This window comes from Streptomyces sp. R818, assembly GCF_056172735.1.
In genome coordinates, this window is the sequence record NZ_JAOCNE010000003.1 from 862,810 (window position 1) to 883,612 (window position 20,803).

At 72.8% G+C, this 20,803-nt stretch carries 18 protein-coding genes; 9 read left to right on the forward strand and 9 right to left on the reverse strand.

Annotated elements, in window-relative coordinates; translation table 11 throughout:
• Window positions 1-47 precede the first annotated feature (47 nt).
• Genes N5I75_RS09045 through rsmH form a run of 3 tightly spaced genes read right to left on the reverse strand, consistent with a single transcriptional unit; the run spans window position 48 to window position 3,634 of the window.
• Window positions 48-2,015 (reverse strand): peptidoglycan D,D-transpeptidase FtsI family protein, encoded by a 1,968-nt coding sequence (locus N5I75_RS09045; protein WP_476676072.1) that lies wholly within the window; start codon window positions 2,013-2,015, stop codon window positions 48-50.
• Between the two features lie 4 nt (window positions 2,016-2,019).
• Complete coding sequence (gene ftsL, locus N5I75_RS09050; RefSeq protein ID WP_476676074.1) at window positions 2,020-2,652, reverse strand: cell division protein FtsL; 633 nt, start codon at window positions 2,650-2,652, stop codon at window positions 2,020-2,022.
• Between the two features lie 25 nt (window positions 2,653-2,677).
• A complete protein-coding gene (rsmH, locus tag N5I75_RS09055; RefSeq protein ID WP_476676076.1) occupies window positions 2,678-3,634 on the reverse strand; it encodes a 16S rRNA (cytosine(1402)-N(4))-methyltransferase RsmH in 957 nt (318 codons plus the stop codon).
• Between the two features lie 411 nt (window positions 3,635-4,045).
• Here rsmH and N5I75_RS09060 point away from each other — a divergent pair, with 411 nt between their 5' ends.
• From N5I75_RS09060 to N5I75_RS09075, 4 genes are all read left to right on the forward strand, one after another.
• The gene (locus N5I75_RS09060) at window positions 4,046-4,594 is read left to right on the forward strand and encodes a beta-class carbonic anhydrase (RefSeq protein ID WP_476676078.1); all 549 of its coding nucleotides are present in this window, start codon (window positions 4,046-4,048) and stop codon (window positions 4,592-4,594) included.
• Window positions 4,595-4,778: 184 nt separating this feature from the next.
• A complete protein-coding gene (locus tag N5I75_RS09065; protein WP_476676080.1) occupies window positions 4,779-5,816 on the forward strand; it encodes an AAA family ATPase in 1,038 nt (345 codons plus the stop codon).
• Window positions 5,816-7,216, forward strand: coding sequence for a DUF58 domain-containing protein (locus N5I75_RS09070; RefSeq protein WP_476676082.1), 1,401 nt, complete (start codon window positions 5,816-5,818; stop codon window positions 7,214-7,216). Before N5I75_RS09065 ends, N5I75_RS09070 begins: the two co-directional genes overlap by 1 nt.
• Window positions 7,213-9,612, forward strand: a complete 2,400-nt coding sequence (locus N5I75_RS09075) for a transglutaminase TgpA family protein (RefSeq protein ID WP_476676084.1) — start codon at window positions 7,213-7,215, stop codon at window positions 9,610-9,612. The genes N5I75_RS09070 and N5I75_RS09075 overlap by 4 nt, the downstream gene beginning before the upstream one ends.
• 85 nt (window positions 9,613-9,697) lie before the next feature.
• Here the strand turns inward: N5I75_RS09075 and N5I75_RS09080 are convergent, their stop codons facing one another.
• The 3 genes from N5I75_RS09080 to N5I75_RS09090 all read right to left on the reverse strand — a co-directional run bounded on the left by N5I75_RS09080 (window position 9,698) and on the right by N5I75_RS09090 (window position 11,878).
• Window positions 9,698-10,102, reverse strand: a complete 405-nt coding sequence (locus N5I75_RS09080; RefSeq protein ID WP_324768364.1) for a DUF3040 domain-containing protein — start codon at window positions 10,100-10,102, stop codon at window positions 9,698-9,700.
• Window positions 10,103-10,376: 274 nt separating this feature from the next.
• The gene (locus N5I75_RS09085) at window positions 10,377-11,198 is read right to left on the reverse strand and encodes a methyltransferase (RefSeq protein WP_476676086.1); all 822 of its coding nucleotides are present in this window, start codon (window positions 11,196-11,198) and stop codon (window positions 10,377-10,379) included.
• A 98-nt stretch (window positions 11,199-11,296) separates the two neighbouring features.
• Window positions 11,297-11,878, reverse strand: coding sequence for an SAV_6107 family HEPN domain-containing protein (locus tag N5I75_RS09090; protein ID WP_476676088.1), 582 nt, complete (start codon window positions 11,876-11,878; stop codon window positions 11,297-11,299).
• A gap of 163 nt (window positions 11,879-12,041) precedes the next feature.
• Between N5I75_RS09090 and N5I75_RS09095 the strand changes: the two genes are divergently transcribed.
• From N5I75_RS09095 to N5I75_RS09115, 5 genes are all read left to right on the forward strand, one after another.
• On the forward strand, window positions 12,042-12,830 hold the full coding sequence (locus tag N5I75_RS09095; RefSeq protein WP_476676090.1) for an ATP-binding cassette domain-containing protein: 789 nt from the start codon (window positions 12,042-12,044) through the stop codon (window positions 12,828-12,830).
• The gene (locus tag N5I75_RS09100; RefSeq protein ID WP_476676092.1) at window positions 12,802-14,886 is read left to right on the forward strand and encodes a YhgE/Pip family protein; all 2,085 of its coding nucleotides are present in this window, start codon (window positions 12,802-12,804) and stop codon (window positions 14,884-14,886) included. The genes N5I75_RS09095 and N5I75_RS09100 overlap by 29 nt, the downstream gene beginning before the upstream one ends.
• Before the next feature lie 35 nt (window positions 14,887-14,921).
• Window positions 14,922-15,548 (forward strand): TetR/AcrR family transcriptional regulator, encoded by a 627-nt coding sequence (locus tag N5I75_RS09105; protein ID WP_476676094.1) that lies wholly within the window; start codon window positions 14,922-14,924, stop codon window positions 15,546-15,548.
• A 391-nt stretch (window positions 15,549-15,939) separates the two neighbouring features.
• Entirely contained in the window at window positions 15,940-16,551 is a 612-nt protein-coding gene (locus N5I75_RS09110; protein WP_476676096.1) for a DUF4126 domain-containing protein, read from the forward strand.
• Window positions 16,552-16,594: 43 nt separating this feature from the next.
• The gene (locus tag N5I75_RS09115) at window positions 16,595-18,091 is read left to right on the forward strand and encodes a phytoene desaturase family protein (RefSeq protein WP_476676098.1); all 1,497 of its coding nucleotides are present in this window, start codon (window positions 16,595-16,597) and stop codon (window positions 18,089-18,091) included.
• A gap of 58 nt (window positions 18,092-18,149) precedes the next feature.
• On the opposite strand, the gene N5I75_RS09120 is transcribed toward N5I75_RS09115, so the two are convergent.
• The 3 genes from N5I75_RS09120 to thiE all read right to left on the reverse strand — a co-directional run bounded on the left by N5I75_RS09120 (window position 18,150) and on the right by thiE (window position 20,760).
• Window positions 18,150-19,052: a hypothetical protein gene (locus tag N5I75_RS09120; RefSeq protein ID WP_476676100.1), complete on the reverse strand. Its 903-nt coding sequence runs from the start codon at window positions 19,050-19,052 to the stop codon at window positions 18,150-18,152.
• A 45-nt stretch (window positions 19,053-19,097) separates the two neighbouring features.
• On the reverse strand, window positions 19,098-20,018 hold the full coding sequence (metF, locus tag N5I75_RS09125; RefSeq protein ID WP_476676102.1) for a methylenetetrahydrofolate reductase [NAD(P)H]: 921 nt from the start codon (window positions 20,016-20,018) through the stop codon (window positions 19,098-19,100).
• Window positions 20,019-20,112: 94 nt separating this feature from the next.
• A complete protein-coding gene (gene thiE / locus N5I75_RS09130) occupies window positions 20,113-20,760 on the reverse strand; it encodes a thiamine phosphate synthase (RefSeq protein WP_476676104.1) in 648 nt (215 codons plus the stop codon).
• Window positions 20,761-20,803: the final 43 nt, after the last annotated feature.

The following is a 20,803-nucleotide window of genomic DNA, read 5'->3' on the forward strand; positions in this document are numbered from 1 at the left end:
GTGTCTGGTGAGGGTGAGGTGATCATGGACACGGTGGTTCCCGGCCGTCATGGCTGGAACGTGACGGGGAGCCGGGCGGACTTGGCGCCCGTGGGCGGTACTTGGAGGGTCTTCAGCGCGAACTCCATGACCTGCTTGTAGATGGGGCCGCAGATCTGTCCGCCGAAGTAGCTGCCCTTCGTGGCGTTCTGGATGGCGCAGTACACGGTGACCCGCGGCTTGTCGGCGGGCGCGAACCCGGCGAAGGACGACGTGTACCCCTTGTAGCGGCCGGTGTCCGGATCCACGCGGTTGGCCGTACCGGTCTTGCCCGCGACGCGGTAGCCGGGAATGCGCGCCTTGGTGCCGGTGCCTTCCTCGTCGTCGACGACGGACTCCAGCATCTTGGCGACCGTCTTCGCCGTCTTCGCGCTGACGACCCGGGTCTCCTTGGGCCGGGGCGCGGGCCGGAACCGGCCGTCGGCGTCCCTGGCGCCGCGCACCAGCGTCGGTTCGATCCGTACGCCGTCGTTGGCGATGGTCGAGTAGACGGAGGCCGCCTGCATGGCGTTGATGGAGAAGCCCTGGCCGAACGGGATCGTGTACTGCTGCGACGTCGACCACTTGTCCGCCGGTGCGAGGATGCCGGAGGTCTCGCCGGGGAAGCCGAGACCGCTCTGCTCGCCGATGCCGAACTTGCTCAGGTACGAGTGGAGCACCCGGTTGGCCTTCGGCTGGGTCTCGCCCAGCTCGCCGGTGGCGAGGATCGTGCCGATGTTGCTGGACTTGGCGAGGACGCCGTTGAGCGTGAGGTGCCAGGTCTCGTGGTCGATGTCGTCCTGGAAGAGCCGGTCGCCGCGGTGCAGGCGGTTGGGCACGGTGACGTGGGTCAGGGGCGTCGCCGCGTTCTCCTCCAGGATCGCCGCCATCGACATGACCTTGGCGGTCGAGCCCGGCTCGTACGCGTCCTGCAGCGCGGCGTTGCCGAGCGCCGCCGGGCTGGCGTCCGAGAGGTCGTTGGGGTCGAAGCCGGGCGCGTTCGCCATGGCCAGGACCTCGCCGGTGCGGGTGTCCTGCACTATGACGTAGCCGCGGTCGGCGCCGGACTTCGCCACCTGCTCGGTGATCGCGTTCTGAGCGGCCCACTGGATGTCGCGGTCGATGGTCAGCTCGACGTCGGAACCGGCCACCGCGGGCTGCTCGGTGGAGCCGGCGGTCGGTACCTGCTGCCCGCCCGACTGGGCGTAGCGGATCTTGCCGTTCTTGCCGGCCAGCTCCTTGTTCAGCTGCTGCTCGATGCCGCCGCCGCCCTGGCCGTCGGCGTTGACCCAGCCCAGTATCCCGGCGCCGAGGTCGCCGTTCGGATAGACGCGCTTGCTGCTGGGGTCGGCGAGCACGCCGGACAGGACGCTCGCCTCGCGGCCCTCGGCGTTGGCCTTGTCGTTCAGCGTCGACCTGAGGTCCTTGATCTGCTTCCAGACCTGCGGCGTCTGCCGCGTGGCGAGCCGCACGTACCGGGTCTTCTTCGTCCGCAGCTTCTTCGCGATGGCGTCCGCGTCGCCGCCGACGATCGGCGCGAGGAGCGCCGCCGCCTGCTCGGGGGCGTCCTCGACCTTGGTGGCCTTCTTGGTGAACAGGGTCGGGTCCGCGGTGATGTCGTACGCGTCGACGCTGGTCGCGAGGGAGACGCCCCTGCGGTCGGTGATGCCGCCGCGCTCGGCGGCGATGGTGTGGCTGACGTACCGGTTCAGCTCGGCCCGTGCGGCGTACGCGTTCGCGTCGACGCCCTGCACCTGGAAGAGCCGGACGACGAAGACCAGGAGGACGAGCGTGAGGCCGAGGCTGACCATCCGCAGCCGGGGACGGGGGCTGCCCAGGCGCAGTGGGGTGCGGCCCTTCGCGGCCGAGGGGCGCGGGCGCCGCGCGGCCGGGCGCCCGCCGGGTCCGGGGCGCCGCTGCGCGGCGGGGCGGGGCGACGGGCCGCCGCCGCGCGCGGGTCCTGGCACGCGGCGGCGCGGAGGCTCCCTGTCGGTCATGGCGTCACCTGCCGGAGTTCGAAGGAGCGGGGGCCGTTTCGGCGGGGGCCGTCCCGGCGGGGTTCGTCGCAGCGGGGCTCACCGCAGTGGGCGCGGGCGGCGCGATCGGCGACGGGGACGCGGCCGGGACCGTCACCGCGGGCTGCGGCGGCGCGGGCGCCTGCTGGTACAGCGGCGCGGAGTACGCGGCCTTCTTCGGCACGCCGCGCACCGCGCCGTCCGGGTCGAGGAAGGCGGGGTCGCCGCCCGGGACCATGCCCAGCTCACGGGCGCGGCGCTGGAGGGCGTCGGGCGCCGAGTAGGAGTCGACGTCGCGCTGGAGCTGCTGCTCGTCGTCGGTGAGCTCGGTGGTCTCCTTCTTGAGCCTGCTGAGCTTGAACGATCCTTCGTTCAGCGAGGAGTTGAGCACGAGCAGCGTGATCAGTCCGCCGCCGAGGAGCAGGACGACGAGGAGGACGAACGGGGTCCGGGCGGCCTGGGCGCCGCCGGACGGGGAGACCGGCATGAGCCGCGCGAGGCGGGCGGCGCGCCCGCGCGGGGGCGCCACGGCCTTCTTCGGCCTCGCGGCGCCCTTGGCCGCCTGCGGCCTCCTGCCCGGGGAGTTCTTCGCGTCGTTCGGGCCGCTCCTGGCGGTCATGACCACCTCTCCACGCGCGCGTGCCTCACTCGGCGACCTCCTCGCGGATGCGCTGCGCACCCCGCAGCCGTGCCGGAGCGGCCCGGCGGTTCTCGGCGACCTCTTCCTCCGTGGGGAGTTCGGCGCCGCGGGTGAGCAGCTTGAGCCGGGGCTGGTAGCGCTCGGGGACGACGGGCAGCCCGGGCGGGGCCGTGGTGGCGGCGCCCGCCGCGAAGACCTGCTTGACCAGGCGGTCCTCGAGCGAGTGGTAGGACAGGACGGCGATCCGGCCGCCGACCGCGAGCGCCTTCACGGCCGCGGGGACGGCGCGCTCCAGGACGCTCAGTTCGCCGTTGACCTCGATGCGCAGGGCCTGGAAGGTGCGCTTGGCGGGGTTGCCGCCGGTGCGCTTGGCGGCCTGCGGCAGGGAGTCGCGGATCAGTTCGACGAGCCGGGCGCTGTTGCTGAACGGCTCCTTGTCGCGCTCCCGCACGATCGCCGAGACGATGCGCTTGGCCTGCTTCTCCTCGCCGTACTGGCGCAGGATCCGCACGAGCTCGCCCGGCGCGTACGTGTTGAGGACCTCGGCGGCGCTCATCCCCGTCGTCTGGTCCATGCGCATGTCCAGGGGCGCGTCCTGGGCGTAGGCGAAGCCGCGGTCGGCCTCGTCGAGCTGCATGGAGGAGACGCCGAGGTCGAACAGGACCCCCTGGACGCGCGGGATCTCCAACCGGTCCAGGACCTCGGGCAGTTCGTCGTAGACGGCGTGCACGAGGGTGGCGCGGTCGCCGAAGCGGGCGAGGCGCTCCCCCGACAGGCGCAGCGCCTCCTTGTCGCGGTCGAGGGCGACCAGACGGCAGGAGGGGAAGGTGGAGAGGAGGGCCTCGCTGTGGCCGCCGAGCCCGAGGGTGCAGTCGACGACGACCGCTCCGGGCTCGGCCAGGGCCGGGGCCAACAGGTCCAGGCAGCGCTGGAGCATCACCGGGACATGTCGCTGACTCAAGGGGCCCTCTCAGGTCCGGCGGGGCGGTCGCACGCACTGCCGGGTCCCCGCCCGCTCGTGAAGGGGAGAGTGGTCCGTCGGCGCCGGGGAAGTGACGCCGGCCGACCCGAGCGGGAGGAGGCCGAGCCGTACGTACGCGCCGCGCACGCGGGGAGCGTCCGGCAGTGCCGGGATCTCCGTGTTGCTTCGATTTATCGGGGTTCGGCGTCACTTTAGTCCACGGCGCTCCTCGGTCAATCAACCGGCCTGCGCGTCGCCGGGCGCGTCGTCGGATGAGGCGCATGACGCCTTTTCACCCGCCCGGCCGCGGCCCGTGCGCCCTTGTGGGTTAGCTCACAACAAGGGTCGACACCCCTCTTTGCGCCCACCCAAAGCGGGCCGCGCACCCCCGCGACCATTACCGTCGTCACCATGACGACGCCTGCCGCTTCCAGCCCTAGCCCCGACGACGCCATAAAGGGCGCAGCGACCGTGACCGACCGCTGCGTCGCGGCGAACGCGCGCTACGCCGCCGCGTTCAGCGACCCCGGCCTGAGCGCGCGCCCCGCCGCGCAGGTCGCCGTCGTCACGTGCATGGACGCCCGCCTCGACCTGTACGCCGCGCTCGGCCTGCAGCTCGGTGACTGCCACACCATGCGCAACGCGGGCGGCGTCGTCACCGACGACGTGATCCGCTCGCTCACCATCAGCCAGCGTGCGCTCGGCACCCGCAGCGTGGTCCTCGTCCACCACAGCGGCTGCGGCATGGAGGGGCTCACCGAGGACTTCCGCTACGAGCTGGAGCGGGAGGTCGGCCAGCGGCCGACCTGGGCCGCCGAGGGCTTCGCCGACGTTGAGCAGGACGTCCGGCAGTCCATCGAGAAGGTGCGTACCTCACCTTTCCTGCTGCACACCGATGACGTGCGCGGCTTCGTCCTGGACGTGAAGACGGGCGAGCTGCGGGAGATCAAGCCCCGCTGAAAAGCGACATATCGCGGCCAGTTGTCCACAGGCGAGTGACACGAACCGGTAACGCCAACAAGAATGCGGGTGTGGCACCTCGCGCGAGCTTCGGAACTTTTCGCGCGTGGTGTCCGTGTTTCGGGGTGGGCCGGTCCGCGTCACAGAGCGTCGGCCCGGGAAAGTACGGGCCGAGGAGGGCCGGGTGACGACCTATGACGATCGAGCGAGCCTCACTGATCTGACCACCACCGCGGAGCGTGTGCGCCAGTCGGTGGAGGGTGTGATCGAGGGCAAGCCGGAGGTCGTACGGCTTTCGCTGACAGTGCTGCTCGCCGAGGGGCACCTGCTCATCGAGGATGTGCCGGGCGTCGGCAAGACGATGCTCGCCAAGGCGCTGGCGCGCTCCATCGACTGTTCGGTGCGGCGCATCCAGTTCACGCCCGACCTGCTGCCCTCGGACATCACCGGGGTGTCCATCTGGGACCAGCAGCGCCGGGACTTCGAGTTCAAGCCGGGTGCGATCTTCGCCCAGATCGTGATCGGCGACGAGATCAACCGCGCCTCGCCCAAGACCCAGTCGGCGCTCCTGGAGTCCATGGAGGAGCGCCAGGTCACCATCGACGGCAAGACCTACGAACTGCCGAGCCCGTTCATGGTGGTGGCGACGCAGAACCCGGTCGAGATGGAGGGCACCTACCCGCTGCCCGAGGCGCAGCGCGACCGTTTCATGGCCCGCGTCTCCATCGGCTATCCGCACCCGGAGGCCGAGCTGCAGATGCTGGACGTGCACGGCGGCGCCTCGCCCCTGGACGACCTTCAGCCGGTGGCGCACGCGCACGACATCGTGAAGCTGGTCGACGCGGTGCGCACGGTCCACGTCGCCGAGGCGGTGCGCCGCTACGCGGTCGACCTGGTCGCCGCCACGCGCACGCACCCGGATCTCAGACTCGGCGCGTCCCCGCGCGCGACGCTGCACCTGCTGCGGGCGGCCAAGGCGTCGGCGGCGCTCAGCGGCCGCGAGTATGCGCTCCCGGACGACGTGCAGGCGCTGGCCACCGCGGTCCTGGCGCACCGTCTGCTGCCCACCGCGCAGGCCCAGTTGAACCGGCGCACGGCCGAGCAGGTCGTCCTGGACATCCTGCAGCGCACCCCGGTCCCGGCGGCCGACACGCGCGCGCCCGGCTACCCCGCCCATCCCCCGATCTACGGCCAGCAGCCGCCCGGCGCCCGGGGGCTGTGATGACGGCAGGGGGGTATCCGGCGCCGGACCCCGGGGGCGGCTTCACCGGCGGCGACGGCGCGACGAACGACAAGGGCGACAAGAGCGGCCTGCGCACCGCCCTCGCCGGGCTGACCACGCGCGGCCGCTCCTTCCTCGCGGCCGGGGTGGCCGCGGCGGTCTGCGCGTACGTCCTCGGCCAGAACGATCTGCTCCGGGTCGGACTGCTGCTCGCGGCGCTGCCGCTGGTCTGCGCGGGTGTCCTGTACCGCACCCGCTACCGGGTCGCGGGCAGCCGCCGCCTCTCCCCCGCGCGCGTGCCCGCCGGTTCGGAGGCCCGCGTCCATCTGCGGATGGACAACATCTCGCGCCTGCCCACCGGCCTTCTGATGCTCCAGGACCGGGTGCCGTACGTGCTCGGGCCCCGGCCCCGTTTCGTCCTCGACCGGGTCGAGGCGGGCGGCCGCCGCGAGGTGTCCTACCGGGTCCGCTCGGACCTGCGCGGCCGCTACCCGCTCGGCCCGCTGCAACTGCGCCTCACCGACCCCTTCGGCATGTGCGAGCTGACCCGGTCCTTCTCCACGTACGACACCCTGACGGTGATCCCGCGCGTGGAGCCGCTGCCGCCGGTGCGGCTCTCCGGTGAGGCCAAGGGGTACGGGGACGGGCGGCAGCGCTCGCTCGCCCTGGCCGGTGAGGACGACGTGATCCCGCGCGGGTACCGCTACGGGGACGATCTGCGCCGGGTCCACTGGCGTTCGACGGCGCGCTACGGCGAGCTGATGGTGCGCCGCGAGGAGCAGCCGCAGCGGGCCCGCTGCACGGTGCTGCTCGACACGCGCGGCATCGCCTTCCAGGGCGCGGGCCCTGACTCGGCCTTCGAGTGGGCGGTGTCCGGCACGGCCTCCGCCCTGGTCCACATGCTCGAACGGGGCTTCTCGGTCCGCCTCCTGACCGACACGGGCAACGCGGTGCCGGGCGAGGGCACGGACGGCTTCGCGGGCGCGGGGCAGGAGTCGGCGGACGCGGCGGGCCTGATGATGGACACGCTGGCGGTCGTCGACCACTCCGACGCGTACACGCTGTCGGCGGCCTACGACGTCCTGCGCGGCGGCAACGAGGGCCTTCTGGTCGCCTTCTTCGGTGACCTGGACGAGGAACAGGCCGCCGTCGCCGCCAAGATGCGGCAGCGCAGCGGCGCCGCCGTCGCCTTCCTCCTGGACAGCGCCTCCTGGGCACAGGGTGCGGGGGCGCCGCTCTCGCCGGAGTGCGCGGAGCGGCTGCGCATGTTGCAGGAGGCGGGCTGGACCGCGGTCGTCGTGCCGCCCGGCGCGTCCGTCGTGGACACGTGGCGTCAAGCGGACCGGGAGCGTAGTACAGGGGCCGTGACGGCCCCGGGCGGCACAGGGGGCTGGTCATGAGCGGCGGGGCGCGTCTGTCGATCTGCGCGACACTGGCCACCTTTCTGGCCTCGTGCTCGCTGCTGCCGCTCGTCGACAGGGCCACCTGGATCGTCCAGGCCGCGATCCTGCTGGTCATCCAGGCCGCGGTCGGCGCGGCGGCCCGCAGGATCCCGCTGGCGCGGCCGCTGACGGTCGCCGCGCAGGCGCTGGTCTCCCTGCTGCTGCTCACGCTCGTCTTCGCGCACGAGCAGGCGCTCGGCGCGGTGATCCCGGGCCCCGAGGCGTTCCGGCACTTCGGCCTCGTCCTGGAGTCCGGCGGCGACGACATAGGCCGGTACATGATCCCGGCGCCGCTGACCGACGGCATCCGGCTGATGCTGGTCGGCGGCGCGCTGGCGATCGGCCTGCTCGTGGACATGCTCGCGGTGACGTTCCGCAGCGCGGCCCCGGCCGGTCTGCCGCTGCTCGCGCTGTACTCGGTCGCCGCCGGGCTCTCCGACGGCGGCACCGACTGGTTCTGGTTCCTGCTGGCCGCGGGCGGCTACCTCCTGCTGCTGCTCGCGGAGAGCCGCGACCGGCTGTCGCAGTGGGGCCGTGTCTTCGGCGGCACCGGGCGGGTGCCCGGCGGCGGTGCCCCGGTCCGCGACGGCGGGGGCGGCGCGGTCGCCCCGGTCCGCACCGGCCGCCGCATCGGCGCCGTCGCCCTCGGTATCGCCGTGCTCGTGCCCCTCTCCCCGTGGCTCTCGATCGACGGCGGCCTCCTGGACCCCTCCGGCACCGGGGTGGGCAAGGGGCCGGGGGGCGGCGGCACCATCTCCGCGGTCAATCCGCTGGTCTCGCTGCAGAACAGCCTGAACCAGCCGGAGGACCGGACGGTGATGACGTACCGGACCAACGCCGAGCAGACGTCCGACATGTACCTGCGGATCGTCTCGCTCGACGAGTTCGACGGCACCACCTGGCGCCCCTCGGTGCGCAGCATCACCGATGTGCCGTCCCCGCTGCCGAACCCGCCGGGTCTCGGCGCGGACATCGGCAGGACCGAGATCACCACCCGGATCTCGGCGGCCGACTGGTACCAGCAGGACTGGCTGCCGATGCCCTACCCGGCGACGAAGGTCTCGATCGACGGGCGCTGGCGGTTCGAGCAGGTCGGCCGGACCCTGGTGGGCGACCACGGGCAGACCACGCGCGGGAAGTCGTACACCGTCAGCAGCATGATCGTGCAGCCGACGGCAGAGCAGCTGGCGAACGCGGGGCCGCCGCCGAACGAGCTGGCGCGGGAGTTCACCAAGGTGCCCGGCTCACTGCCGGACGTGGTGCGCTCGACCGCGCTGCGGGTCACGGCGGGCGCGTCCGACAACTACGAGCGCGCGGTCAAACTGCAGGACTGGTTCGCGGTGAACGGCGGCTTCACCTACAACACGGAGGTGCAGGCCGGCAGCGGCTCCAGCGCCATAGCCCGGTTCCTGAAGCAGAAGGAGGGCTTCTGCGTCCACTTCTCCTTCTCGATGGCGGCGATGGCGCGGACGCTCGGCATCCCCGCGCGCGTGGCGGTCGGCTTCACGCCCGGCTCACCGGCGGGCGACGGCACCTACTCGGTGGGGCTGCGCGACGCGCACGCCTGGCCGGAGCTGTACTTCGAGGGCGTGGGCTGGACCCGGTTCGAGCCGACGCCGAACCGCGGCACGGTCCCGCAGTACACGCAGGACGACACCCCGATCGGCAGCCCGAGCGATCCGGCGGCGCCCACCGAGTCCGCGTCCTCGGCGCCGTCGGCCTCCCAGCCGTCGTCGTCGCAGAGCTGCTCGGCGGCCCAGCTGAAGGACGGGTCCTGCGGCAACACGGGCCCGGCGGTCGCGGGCGGCCCGCCGGACGACGATTTCCCTTGGCTCGGGTCCCTGCTGACCGCCCTGGGCGTCCTGCTGGTCGTCTCGGTGGTCCTGACGCCGATGATGTGGCGCAAGGGGGTCCGGGCGCGCCGCCTGTCCGCCCCCGGCCGTACGGAGGCCGATGCCGGACCGCGCACGCTGGCGGCCTGGCGTGAGGTGACGGACACGGCGTGGGACTACGGCATCGCCCCGGACGACTCGCTCACCCCGCGCAAGGCGGCGGAGCGCATCGTGCGGACCGGGGAGCTGTCCCCGGCGGCCTCCGCGGCGGTCCAGCGGGTGGCGTCGGCGGTGGAACAGGTGCTCTACGCGCCGCGGCCCCTGCCCGTCTTCGGCCTGGGCGAGGACGTGCGGCACGTGTACACCGATCTGCACACGAAGGCGAGCGGCTGGACGCGCCTGTGCGCGACGCTGCTGCCGCGTTCGGCCGTCCGGGTGGTGTGGGCGGCGTCGGAGCGCTGGGAGTCGTTCCTGGCGCGGCAACGGGAGCGCTGGTCCCGTCCGTCGGGCCAAGAAGGCTGACGCGATTGCGCGAAAAGGGTGACCGCCTCGGGCGGTCACCCTTTTCCGTACGTCAACGAATGCGCGGCCTGCGCGGCGGAGCCGCTCAGCGACCGCCCTGCTCGTCGCGGCGGCGCTGCCAGCGCTGCTCGATCCGGTCCATCATCGACCGCTTGGGTTTGGACTGGCGCCGGGCGGCCGGTGCGCCTGGCACCGCCCCCGCCGGCTGTTCGCCCGGCTTGGGGGCTTTGCGCCACCCTGTGACGGCGAGCACCGCACACCCCAGCATGACGAGGAACCCCACCACACTGATCCAGATCTGCTGCGCGACCATTCCAGCCATGAGGAGCGCGATACCCACCAGGAAGCCCGCGACTGCCTGGTAGACCCGACGTCGGGTGTACGTACGCAGCCCGCTTCCCTCAAGCGCTGTCGCGAACTTGGGATCTTCGGCGTACAGCGCTCGCTCCATTTGCTCGAGCATTCGCTGCTCGTGCTCCGAGAGCGGCACGGAGTCCTCCTCATCGTGCAGTCGCCGGGGCGACCGGGGGTCCCCTTCAGGATAGGCAGGGAATCGCCCCCGTGAAACCCGCCCCTCTACGCCAACTTCACCATTCCGGACCGCGCCACGCCGCTCCGGCTCACTGAGCGTCATTCCCCAGCGGCCGACCCGTCATGCCGGACGGTCTACCCCGATCATACGGCGACAGGCGCCCGATCGGGGGGCCTGTGGCGTACTCCATCTGCCGCTGCGCCGCTGATCAGCGGCGGCCGACCGGAGTCGCTCAGGCCCCGTCCGCCGCGCGCTTCGCACCGAGCACGTGCAACTGCGTGGCCACGGCGTGGAAAGCGGGTAGTTCGGCGGCGGCCGCCTCCAGTTTCACCAGCTCCTGGAAGGCGCCGGGTTCGGTGTCCACGAGGACTCCGGGGACGAGGTCGGCGAAGACCCGTACGCCGTGCACCGCGCCGACGTCCACGCCCGCGTCGCCGACGAGGCTGGAGAGCTGCTCGGCGGTGAAGCGCCGGGGCACCGGGTCGCCCTCGCCCCAGCGGCCCGCCGGGTCGCCGAGCGCCTGCCGGGCCTCCTTGAAGTGCCCGGCGAGGGCCCGCGCGAGGACGGCGCCGCCGAGCCCCGCGGCGAGCAGGCTGAGGACGCCGCCGGAGCGGAGCGCGCCCACCGCGTTGCGCACGCCCGCGGCGGGTTCCTCGACGTACTCCAGGACGCCGTGGCACAGGACCGCGTCGTAGGCGTCGCGCTCGACGACGTCGAACAGGCCGGAGATGTCGCCCTGGACACCGCGCACCCGGTCGGCCACGCCGGCCTCGGCGGCCCGGCGCTCCAGCGCGAACAGCGCGTTCGGGCTGGGGTCGACGACGGTGACGTGGTGGCCGAGGCGGGCGACGGGCACCGCGAAGTTGCCGCTGCCGCCACCGGTGTCGAGGACCTTCAGCTCGGGCTGCCCGCCGGTCTTGACGCGGTCGTCGAGGGCGTCCTTGAGGACTTCCCAGACCACGGCGGTGCGCAGGGAGGCGCGGGAGCGCGAGGGGTCGGTGTGCGGCGTCGCCGTTCGGGGGTGGGAGACGGGGTGGCGCGACGGGTCCGACACGGCAGCTGACTCCTCGTCGTGAACAGGTTGGGGCGCCTCCAGCCTAATGGGCCGGGGCGGACCGCCTCGCCACCCCCGCGCACCGGCGCCCGCGCTGGTCACCCCGCGTCGGGCACCTCCCTGTCCGCCCTGTCCAGCCTGTCCGCCCCATCGATTCCGCGCAGGCCGTCCTCGTGGCGCGGCTGGGGCAGGAGCGGCTGCAGGACGAGCATCCGCTCGACCAGGCGCAGGAACATCGCGACGTCGCGGAGCAGATCGTCGGCGTCGCGGGCGCTGGCCGCGCCGCGTATGCCGGCTTCCGCGCGGGCGCGGCGGTCGGCCCCGGAGGCGAACAGGGCGCCCCAGTCGGCCAGCTCGGGGGCTATCTCGGGGAGCACTTCCCAGGCGCTCCGGATCCTGGCGCGGCGCTTGGGCGTGGCCTCGGGGCGGCCCCGCGCGGCGAGCACGGCGGCGGCGGTGCGCAGGGCGGCGAGGTGGGCCGTCGCGTACCGCTCGTTCGGCGGTTCGAGGACGCTCGCCTCCTCCAGGCCCGCGCGGGCCTGGGCGAGCAGGTCGAGCGCTGCGGGCGGGGCGCCCGCGCGGCGCAGCACGGGATGGACGTCGCTCGCCGGTCCCGTCAGTGAGGGGGCAGGGCCGGTGGTGGCGCGGCGGCGTGCGGCGGCTGCGGGGTACCTGGCCATGACGAACCTCCTGTCGTCTGGGTGACGGCCCAGTGGCCGTATGTACCCATCGTGGGGCGTACCACTGACAATCGGCCCTGACCTGGCCTTTTGCTTCCGACAGCGGCCCGGGGTAGCTTTTGCACTGACTGGTCAGTCTAAAAGTCGGAGGGGGTCCACGATCATGGACGGTCCGGAGGGCGGGGCCGCCGTCTCCGCCGCGGGGTTCGGGGTGAAGGGGCCGCGCGGCTGGGTCTTCCGCGGCGTCGGCGTCGACGCGGCGCCCGGCTCGCTCGTCGCCGTCGAGGGTCCGTCCGGCAGCGGCCGCACCTGTCTCCTGCTCGCGCTGACCGGACGGATGCGCTCCGCCGAGGGCACCGCGACCGTGGCCGGTCTCCGGCTGCCCAAGCAGATGGCGGCCGTACGACGCGTGAGCGCGCTCGCGCACGTGCCCGGGGTGACCGATCTGGACCCGGCGCTCACCGTCGCCGAGCACATCCGGGAGAGGGCGCTGCTGCGGCGCCGCTTCGACGGATCGCTGCGCGGGCTGCTGCGGGGGATGCTGCGTCCCCGCTCCGCGCGCAAGGCCGAGGCCCGGCAGCGGATCGACGCCGCGCTGAGCGCCGCCGGGCTCGACCTGGACACCCTGCCCAAGGGCCCCCGTACGGCCGTCCGCGACCTGGAACGCGTCGAGGCGCTGCGGCTCTCGCTCGCCCTCGCCCTGGTCGGCACGCCGCGTCTGATCGCCGTGGACGACACCGACCTGAAGCTCGCGGACGCGGAAGCGGCCGAGATCTGGGCCCAGTTGAAGGCCGTCGCCGCGGCGGGCACCACGGTCGTCGCCGTGTGCAGCCAGGCGCCGGACGCCGCGGACGTCGTCGTGTCGACCGCTCCCGCGCAGCCCACCGCCGTGACCGACATGCCCACAGACAAGGAGGCGGCCGATGCGCTCGCCGAAGCTGGCCGCGCTTGAGCTCAGGCGCTTCGGACGGGGCAGGCTGCCGCGCGCCGCGCTCGTCGCGCTCCTGCTCCTGCCGCTGCTCTACGGCGCGCTGTACCTGTGGTCCTTCTGGGATCCGTACGGGCGCCTGGACAAGATCCCCGTGGCGCTCGTCAACGACGACAAGGGAGCCTCCGCCCAGGGCAAGAAGATCGCCGCGGGTGACGACATCACCGAGGGGCTGCGCGACAGCGACACCTTCCAGTGGCACGAGGTCGACGCGGAGGAGGCCGAGCGGGGCGTCGAGGACGGCAGGTACTACCTGTCGCTGACCATGCCGAAGAACCTCAGCGAGCGGATCGCGTCCAGCTCCGGGGACACACCCGAGACCGGTGCCCTCCAGGTGCGTACGAACGACGCGAACAACTACATCGTGGGGCAGATCTCCCGGACGGTGTTCTCCGAGGTCCGCTCCGCCGCCTCCACGAACGCCTCGCGGTCCTTCCTCGACAAGATCTTCGTCTCGTTCTCCGACATCCACGACAAGACGCAGAAGGCCGCCAAGGGCGCGGACGACCTCGAGACCGGCATCGGCAAGGCCAAGAAGGGCTCGAAGGACCTGGCCGACGGTCTGAAGGACGCCAAGAAGGGCAGCGGCGACCTGGCGACAGGGCTGACCAGGCTCGACAAGGGCGCGGGCGACCTGGAGACGGGTTCGCGGCAGGTCTCCGACGGCACGCAGGAGCTCGCGGACAAGGTCAACGGCGCGGCCGACCAGGCCCTGCCGTTCCTCAAGGGCAACAAGAAGCAGATCGGCGACACCGCCAAGCTCGTCGCCGACTCCGCGCGGGGCGTCCGGAACAACCTCGCCGACCTCGTGAAGGCCGCCCCCGTCGCCCGCAAGGGCGCTCACGCGGGCTCCGACCTCCTCGCGGGCATCTACGAGGCGCGCTGCGAGAAGGCGCCGCTCGACGACCCGGCCTGCCCGGACCTGAAGAAGGCCATGACGGCCGCCGCCGATGTCGCCACGGTCTCCGACGACCTGGACACGCTCGTCAAGGACGAGAACGGCGACCTGAAGGTCATGGACAGCCATCTCAGGACTCTTCAGACGCAGGCGGAGGAGCTGGCCCGGCGCGCCCCCACGCTCGACAAGGACGTGGAGAACGCGGTCGCACAGATCAACAAGCTCAACAAGGGCGCGGGCGAGGTCGCCACGGGCGCCCAGAAGCTGCACACCGGGCTCGGCACCGCGAGGACTGGCGCCACGAAGCTCGACACCGGCGTGGGCACGCTGAAGACCGGGGCGAACGACCTGAACGGTGGCATGTTCAAGCTGGCCGACGGCTCCAGCGAACTCGCGGGCGGTCTGCACGACGGGGTGCGCAAGATCCCCGACTACGACAAGAAGGACCGCGACCAGCGCACCGGCGTCATGGCCGACCCGGTCCAGCTCGCCTCGCACGCGCTGCACAAGGCGCCCAACTACGGCACCGGTTTCGCCCCGTACTTCATCCCGCTGTCCCTGTGGGTGGGCGCCATGGTCGCCTACATGCTGATCGCGCCCCTGAACCGGCGCGCGCTCGCCCTGGGCGCCTCGTCCTGGCGCGTGACGCTCGCGGGCTGGCTGCCGGTCGCCGCGCTCGGCCTGCTCCAGGTGGGGGCCCTGATGTCCGTACTGCACTGGGCGCTCGGCCTGGAGATGCTGCACGCGGCCGGAACGGTCGGCTTCCTGTGCCTGGTCACGGCGTGCTTCGCCGCGCTCGTGCAGTGGCTGAACGCCCAGTTCGGCGCGGCGGGCCGCATCCTCGTCCTCGCCCTCCTGATGCTCCAGCTGACCTCGGCGGGCGGCACCTACCCGGTGCAGACGAGCCCGGGATTCTTCAACGCGCTCCACCCCTACCTGCCGATGAGCTACGTCGTCGAGGCCCTGCGGCGGCTGATCTCCGGCGGCGGGCTCGGCCCCGTATGGCAGGCGTGCGTCGTCCTGGCGGCGTTCACGGCCGGCGCCCTGGCGCTCACCGCCTGGACGGCCAGGCGCCGCCAGATGTGGACGCTCGACCGGCTGCACCCGGAGCTGAGCCTGTGAGCGCGCCCACAAGGCGGCCTGTGAGAATCGGGTCCATGGAAAGCAGCACACGGCGCCAGGCCACCCGGCAGAAGCTCTACGAGGCCGCTGTCACGCTCATCGCGGAGCAGGGCTTCTCCGCCACGACGGTCGACGAGATCGCCGAGCGCGCCGGGGTCGCGAAGGGCACCGTCTACTACAACTTCGCCAGCAAGTCGGTCCTCTTCGAGGAGCTGCTGCGGCACGGCGTCGGCCTGCTCACCGCCTCCCTGCGGGACGCGGCGCGCAGGACGGACGACGGGGGCGGCAGCAAGGTCGACGCCCTGGACGCGATGATCCGCGCGGGCCTCGTCTTCATCGACGAGTACCCCGCCTTCACGCAGCTCTACGTGGCCGAGCTGTGGCGCACCAACCGCGCCTGGCAGTCCACGCTCGCGGTGGTCCGCCAGGAAGCGGTGGCCGTGGTCGAGGGCGTGCTGCGCGACGCGGTGGCCAACGGTGAGCTGAGCGACGAGATCGACGTCCCGCTGACGGCTGCGGCCCTGGTCGGCATGGTCCTGGTGGCGGCGCTCGACTGGCAGGCGTTCCAGCCGCAGCGCTCCCTGGACGACGTGCACGCCGCGCTGTCGCTGCTGCTGCAGGGCCGGGTGGGCGGCGGCCAGCCGCTGAAGGGCCGGGCCTGACCCGCGCGCGGGACGTCGCCCTGGCTTGAAAAACAGAGCGCCGGTCCGGCAGGGCCTGTGGTCGTTCAGGCCTCACCGGACCGGCGCATCCCCCGTTGTCCCCCGTGCTCCCCGTGTTCCCCCGTCGGTCCCCCGTACGGTCTCCCCCGGGTCCCCCGTGCCTCGCTCTCACCCTTGCGGGCGAGAGGAGCGGCCAAGGGCGCCGCGTCCGTTCCGCCGCCCCGTGTCGGCGGTACCGGAGCCGCGCCCCTCTCCGTGCCCACCACTCTTCCGTCCGCGCAGGTCATGACCCATCGGTGCACCTACTCATCTCCCTCTCTGAGTACGGATACTCAGCCATGCGCGCTCAACCTCAGGCACGGAGAGTTCGCGGCTGGTTACGATCTTCCGCGTGTCCGTACTCCCCCTGGTCTTCACCAGCGGCTGGGCGAGCGGCATCAACGCGTACGCGGTGGTCCTGCTGCTCGGCATCTTCGGCGCGACCGGCCTGACCGACGAGGTCCCCGAGTCGCTGCAGCGTCCGGACGTCCTGATCGCGGCCGGTGTGCTCTTCCTGTGCGAGGCGGTCGCCGACAAGATCCCGTACGTCGACTCGGCGTGGGACTCCGTGCACACCGTGATCAGGCCGGTGTCGGGCGCGGTCGTCGGGGCGCTGCTCGCCGGGCAGAGCGGATCGCTCTCCGACCTGGCGGCGGGCGCGATCGGCGGCTCCACGGCGCTCGCCAGCCACGCGGTGAAGGCCGGTACGCGCATGGCGGTCAACACCTCGCCCGAACCGGCGTCGAACTTCGTGCTGAGCCTTGCCGAGGATCTCGGCGTCGCCGGCCTCGTGACGTTCGCGATGTTCCACCCGGAGGCGGCCGCGATCATCGCGGCGGTGCTGCTCGTCCTCGGGCTGCTGACGCTGTTCCTGCTGGTGCGGCGCATCCGCCGGTTCCTGCGCAGACGTGCCGAGCGGCGGGCGGACAAGCGCCTCGCGCGTGACGGGCCGCCGCCCCCGTGACCTGCGGACGGCACTGTCAGTGGCGGCCGATAAAGTCCCTGGCATGGCACGAATTGCGGTGATCGGCGCGGGGCTCGGCGCCATGGCGGCCGCCGCTCGGCTGGCCGTCGCGGGCCACCGACCGGTGGTCCTCGAGCGCGCGTCGACGTACGGGGGCGCCGTCGGCCGTCTCGAGCGCGACGGCTTCTCCTTCGACACGGGCCCCGGACTCCTTCCCCTGCCCGCCGTCTACCGCGACCTGTTCGTCAAGACGGGCCGGAAGCCGCTGGAGGAGCTGGTCGGCCTCACCCAGGTCGAGCCCGCGGTGCGGCACGTCTTCGCGGACGGCACGGTGACGGACCTGCCGAACGCGCGGCGTGCGGGCGTCGCCGAGGCGCTGGACGCGGCGGTCGGCGCGGGCGCGGGCGCGCGCTGGTCGGCGTTCATGAACCGCGCGCGGGAAGCCTGGGACCGCTCCCGGCGCCCGCTCCTCGAAGAGCCGCTGTGGCCCAACTGGCAGGTGCTCGCCGACCGCGAGCCGTACCCGGCGGTGACGGCGCGGCGGCTCCTGCGCAAGGACCGCACGGCGACGACGCTCAGCGAGATCGGCGCGTTCGAACTCGACGGCGACCCGCGCCTGGTGGCGCTCCTGGAGCAGTACGCGCTGGCGTACGGCCTCGACCCCCGTACGGCACCGGCGAGCGCGGCCGTGCTGCCGTACATGGAGCAGACCTTCGGCACGTGGGCGGTGACCGGCGGGATGCGGGCGCTCGCGGACGCGGTGTACGCGCGCTGCCTGGAGCGCAAGGTCGAGTTCGTGTTCGGCGCGGACGTCACCCGGATCGTCGTGAAGGACGGCCGCGCGGCCGGTGTCGAGCTGGCCGGCGGCGCCGTGGAGGACGCCGACTTCGTGGTGGCGGGCGTCGCGCCGGGCGTGCTTGACGCCCTGGTGCCGGGCCGGGCCCTGCGCGGCGAGGTCCCGGCGCGCTCGGAGGCGGGCGTGCCCAGCCGGCTCATGGTCCATCTGGCGCTGCGCGGGGCGCGGCCCGAGGGCACCCCGCACCGCACGGTCGTGCACGGCGCGGACCGGGGCGCCGAGCTGGCGTGGCTGTTCGAGGACGGCCCGCGGCCCGCGAGACCGACGGTGACGGTGCTGCGGCCCGGCGAGGCGGCCCAGACCCCGGACGCCGGGCACGAGGCGGCGACCGTCACCGTGACCGTGCCGCCCCACGCGCGCGTGGACGCGGCCGACGTGGAAGCGGTCCTCGCGGCCGCCGAGCGCGCCGTGCCCGGCCTGCGCGACCGCCTCCTGTGGCACGAGGTCCGCACGCCGCGGGACATCGCCGAGGAGACCGGGGCGGCGGGCGGAGCGGTCCCCGCGCCCGCGCTGGCCGCCGCGCGGGGCGCGCTGCTGCACCCGGCGAACACGACGGAACTGCCCGGCCTGTTCGCGGTGGGCGGCTGGTCGCACCCCGGTGGCGGACTGCCGCACGCGGGCATGTCGGGCGCGCTGGTGGCGGGCCTGATCGTGGAGGGCCCGGAGTTCCGCGGCTCGCAGTGAGCCGCGGCGGGCGAGGACGCGCGGCCGGTCGACCCTGCCGCTCCGGCGGCCGGGCGGGTCAGTACCGGTACTGCTGCTCGTTGTACCCGTTGTTGTCGTACCCGGTGTTCGGGTCGTGCTGCGGGTACCCCGGGTAGGACTGCTCGGGCGGCAGCTCGCCACCGTAGTTCTGCTGCTCGCCCTCAGTGTTGCGCTGCTGGGGCACCCAGACGCCGCCCGGAGGCGTGTCGGTGCCGTAGCCCGCGCCCGCCGCGTACGGATCGCCGTACTGCTGCTGCCCGGTGCCGTACGCGTCGTCGTACTGGGCCTGCGCCGGGTAGGACTGGCCGCCGATGTACGGGTCGGAGTAGTTCGCGGCGTAGGACTGCTGCCCGTGGTCGTACCCGTAGCCCTGCTGGTCGTAGCCGTAGGACGCGGTGTCGTAGCCGTAGCTCTGCTGGTCGTGGCCCTGCTGGCCCTGCGCGCTCTGGGCGTACGCGGCGTCGCTGTAGACGCCGTACTGGCCGGTGTCGTCGGGCATCGGCTCGGTGGCGGCGTAGACCGCGGTGGACTCGGCCGGGCTCTCGGGGTGCTCCGGGTAGTCCTGGGCCGCGTGCTCCTGGCCCTCCTGCCCGTACTCCAGGCCGGAGATCTCCAGCTGCGGGTCCTGCTGGACCGGCTCCTTGCGGCGGCGCTTGCGCCCGCCCTCGCTCTCCTCGGCGCCCGGCTTGTTCTTCAGGGCCCAGCCGGACGCGAAGCCGCTGCGGAACGACAGCGTCACGTACGTCTGGCCGACCGCGAAGGCGATGGCGCCGGCCGCGATGACGAGCACCGACGGCAGCAGCACACCGAGGACGACGCCGAGGAAGCCACCGAAGGCCAGCAGGCGCCAGCGGAGGCGTGCCTTGTACTGCAGCAGCACCTCACCGAGGAGCCAGAGTGCCACCAGCCCGAACGCAAGGTAGAGGACCGCCCAGCCCATGTACGCCCCTCTCGTACGGCCGTGACCCCGCGCGGGTACGGCCCATCAGGCCCGCTGTGCGTGCAGGCCCAGATTTTCGTAGATCTCCAGCGTCGCCGTGGAGTTGTTGAGCGTAATGAAGTGCAGACCCGGGACACCCTCGTCAAGCAGCTTCGCGCAGAACTCCGTCGCGAACTCGATGCCAATGGAGCGTACAGCGGCCGGATCGTCTTTGGCTGTGAGGATGCGCTCTTTCAGCGCCGGCGGGAAGTCGGCGTTGCTCAGCTTGGGCAGCCGCTCGAGCATGCGCACGCTCGTGACCGGCATGCATTCGGGGATGATGGGGGTCTCGCAGCCCGCCGCCGCGACCCGGTCGCGCAGCCGCAGGTACTCCTCCGGGTAGAAGAACATCTGCGTGATCGCGTAGTCGGCGCCCGCGCGGCACTTGTCGACGAAGTGCCGCACGTCGGTGTCCCACTCCGCGGAGCGCGGGTGCATGGCCGGGAACGCGGCGACGCCGACGCAGAAGTCCCCCGACTCCTTGATCAGCTCGACCAGTTCGGCCGCGTACGTCAACCCCTGCGGGTGCGAGATCCAGTCGCCCATGGGATCCCCGGGCGGGTCACCGCGGACCGCGAGCATGTTCCGGATCCCGGCGTCCGCGTACTGGCCGATGATGTTGCGCAGCTCGGCGACCGAGTGCTCGACGGCGGTGATGTGGGCGACCGGCGTCAGCGTCGTGTCGGCGACGATCTGCTCGGTCTCCTTCACCGTGCCCGCGCGCGTGGAGCCACCGGCGCCGTACGTCACGGAGACGAAGTCCGGGGAGACGGCCTCGACCCTGCGCAGGGCGTTCCACAGGTTGCGCTCGCCCTTCTCGGTTTTCGGCGCGGAGAATTCGAACGAGTACGTCGTCTTCCCGGCCGCGAGCATGTCGCGCACGGTGCGGGCTCGATCAGTCCTGGTGGAAGCGGTGCCAAAGGCCATACGGGCAGGTTACTGACGGAATGGGGTTGCCCCTAATCCCCGTCCACCTTCCGGACAGCGGGCCACGGCGCCGCTCCCGGACGGGCACTTCGGGTCATATCGAACGCAGCCGCTTGGCGAACTCGGCCGCTGCGGCACCGGGATCGTCGGCCTCGGTGACGGCGCGGACGACGACGACGCGACGGGCGCCGGCCTCCAGGACCTCATCCAGGTTCCCCAGGTCGATGCCGCCGATGGCGAACCAGGGGCGGTCGGTGGAGAGGGCGGCGGTGTGGCGCACCAGGTCGAGGCCGGGCGCGTGGCGGCCGGGCTTCGTCGGCGTCGGCCAGCACGGTCCTGTGCAGAAGTAGTCCACGCCGTCCTGGACGGCGGCCGCGTCGGCCTCCGCGTCGGCGTGCGTGGAGCGGCCGATCAGGACGTCGTCGCCGAGGAGGGCGCGGGCGGCGGGGACGGGCAGGTCGCCCTGGCCGAGGTGCAGGACGTCGGAGCCACTGGCGTGCGCGACGTCGGCCCGGTCGTTGACCGCGAAGAGCTTGCCGTGGCGGCGGGCCGCGTCGGCGAACACGGCGAGGTGCTCCAGCTCCTCACCGGCCTCCATGCCCTTGTCCCGCAGCTGCACGATGTCCACGCCGCCCGCGAGCACGGCGTCGAGGAACTCCGGCAGGTCGCCTTGGCGCTTGCGGGCGTCGGTGCACAGGTAGAGCCGTGCGTCGGCGAGCAGGGCGCGCTGCGGGTCGGCCATGGGACATCCCCCGTTGTTGTCGAGGGTGTGCGCGCCACGCGCG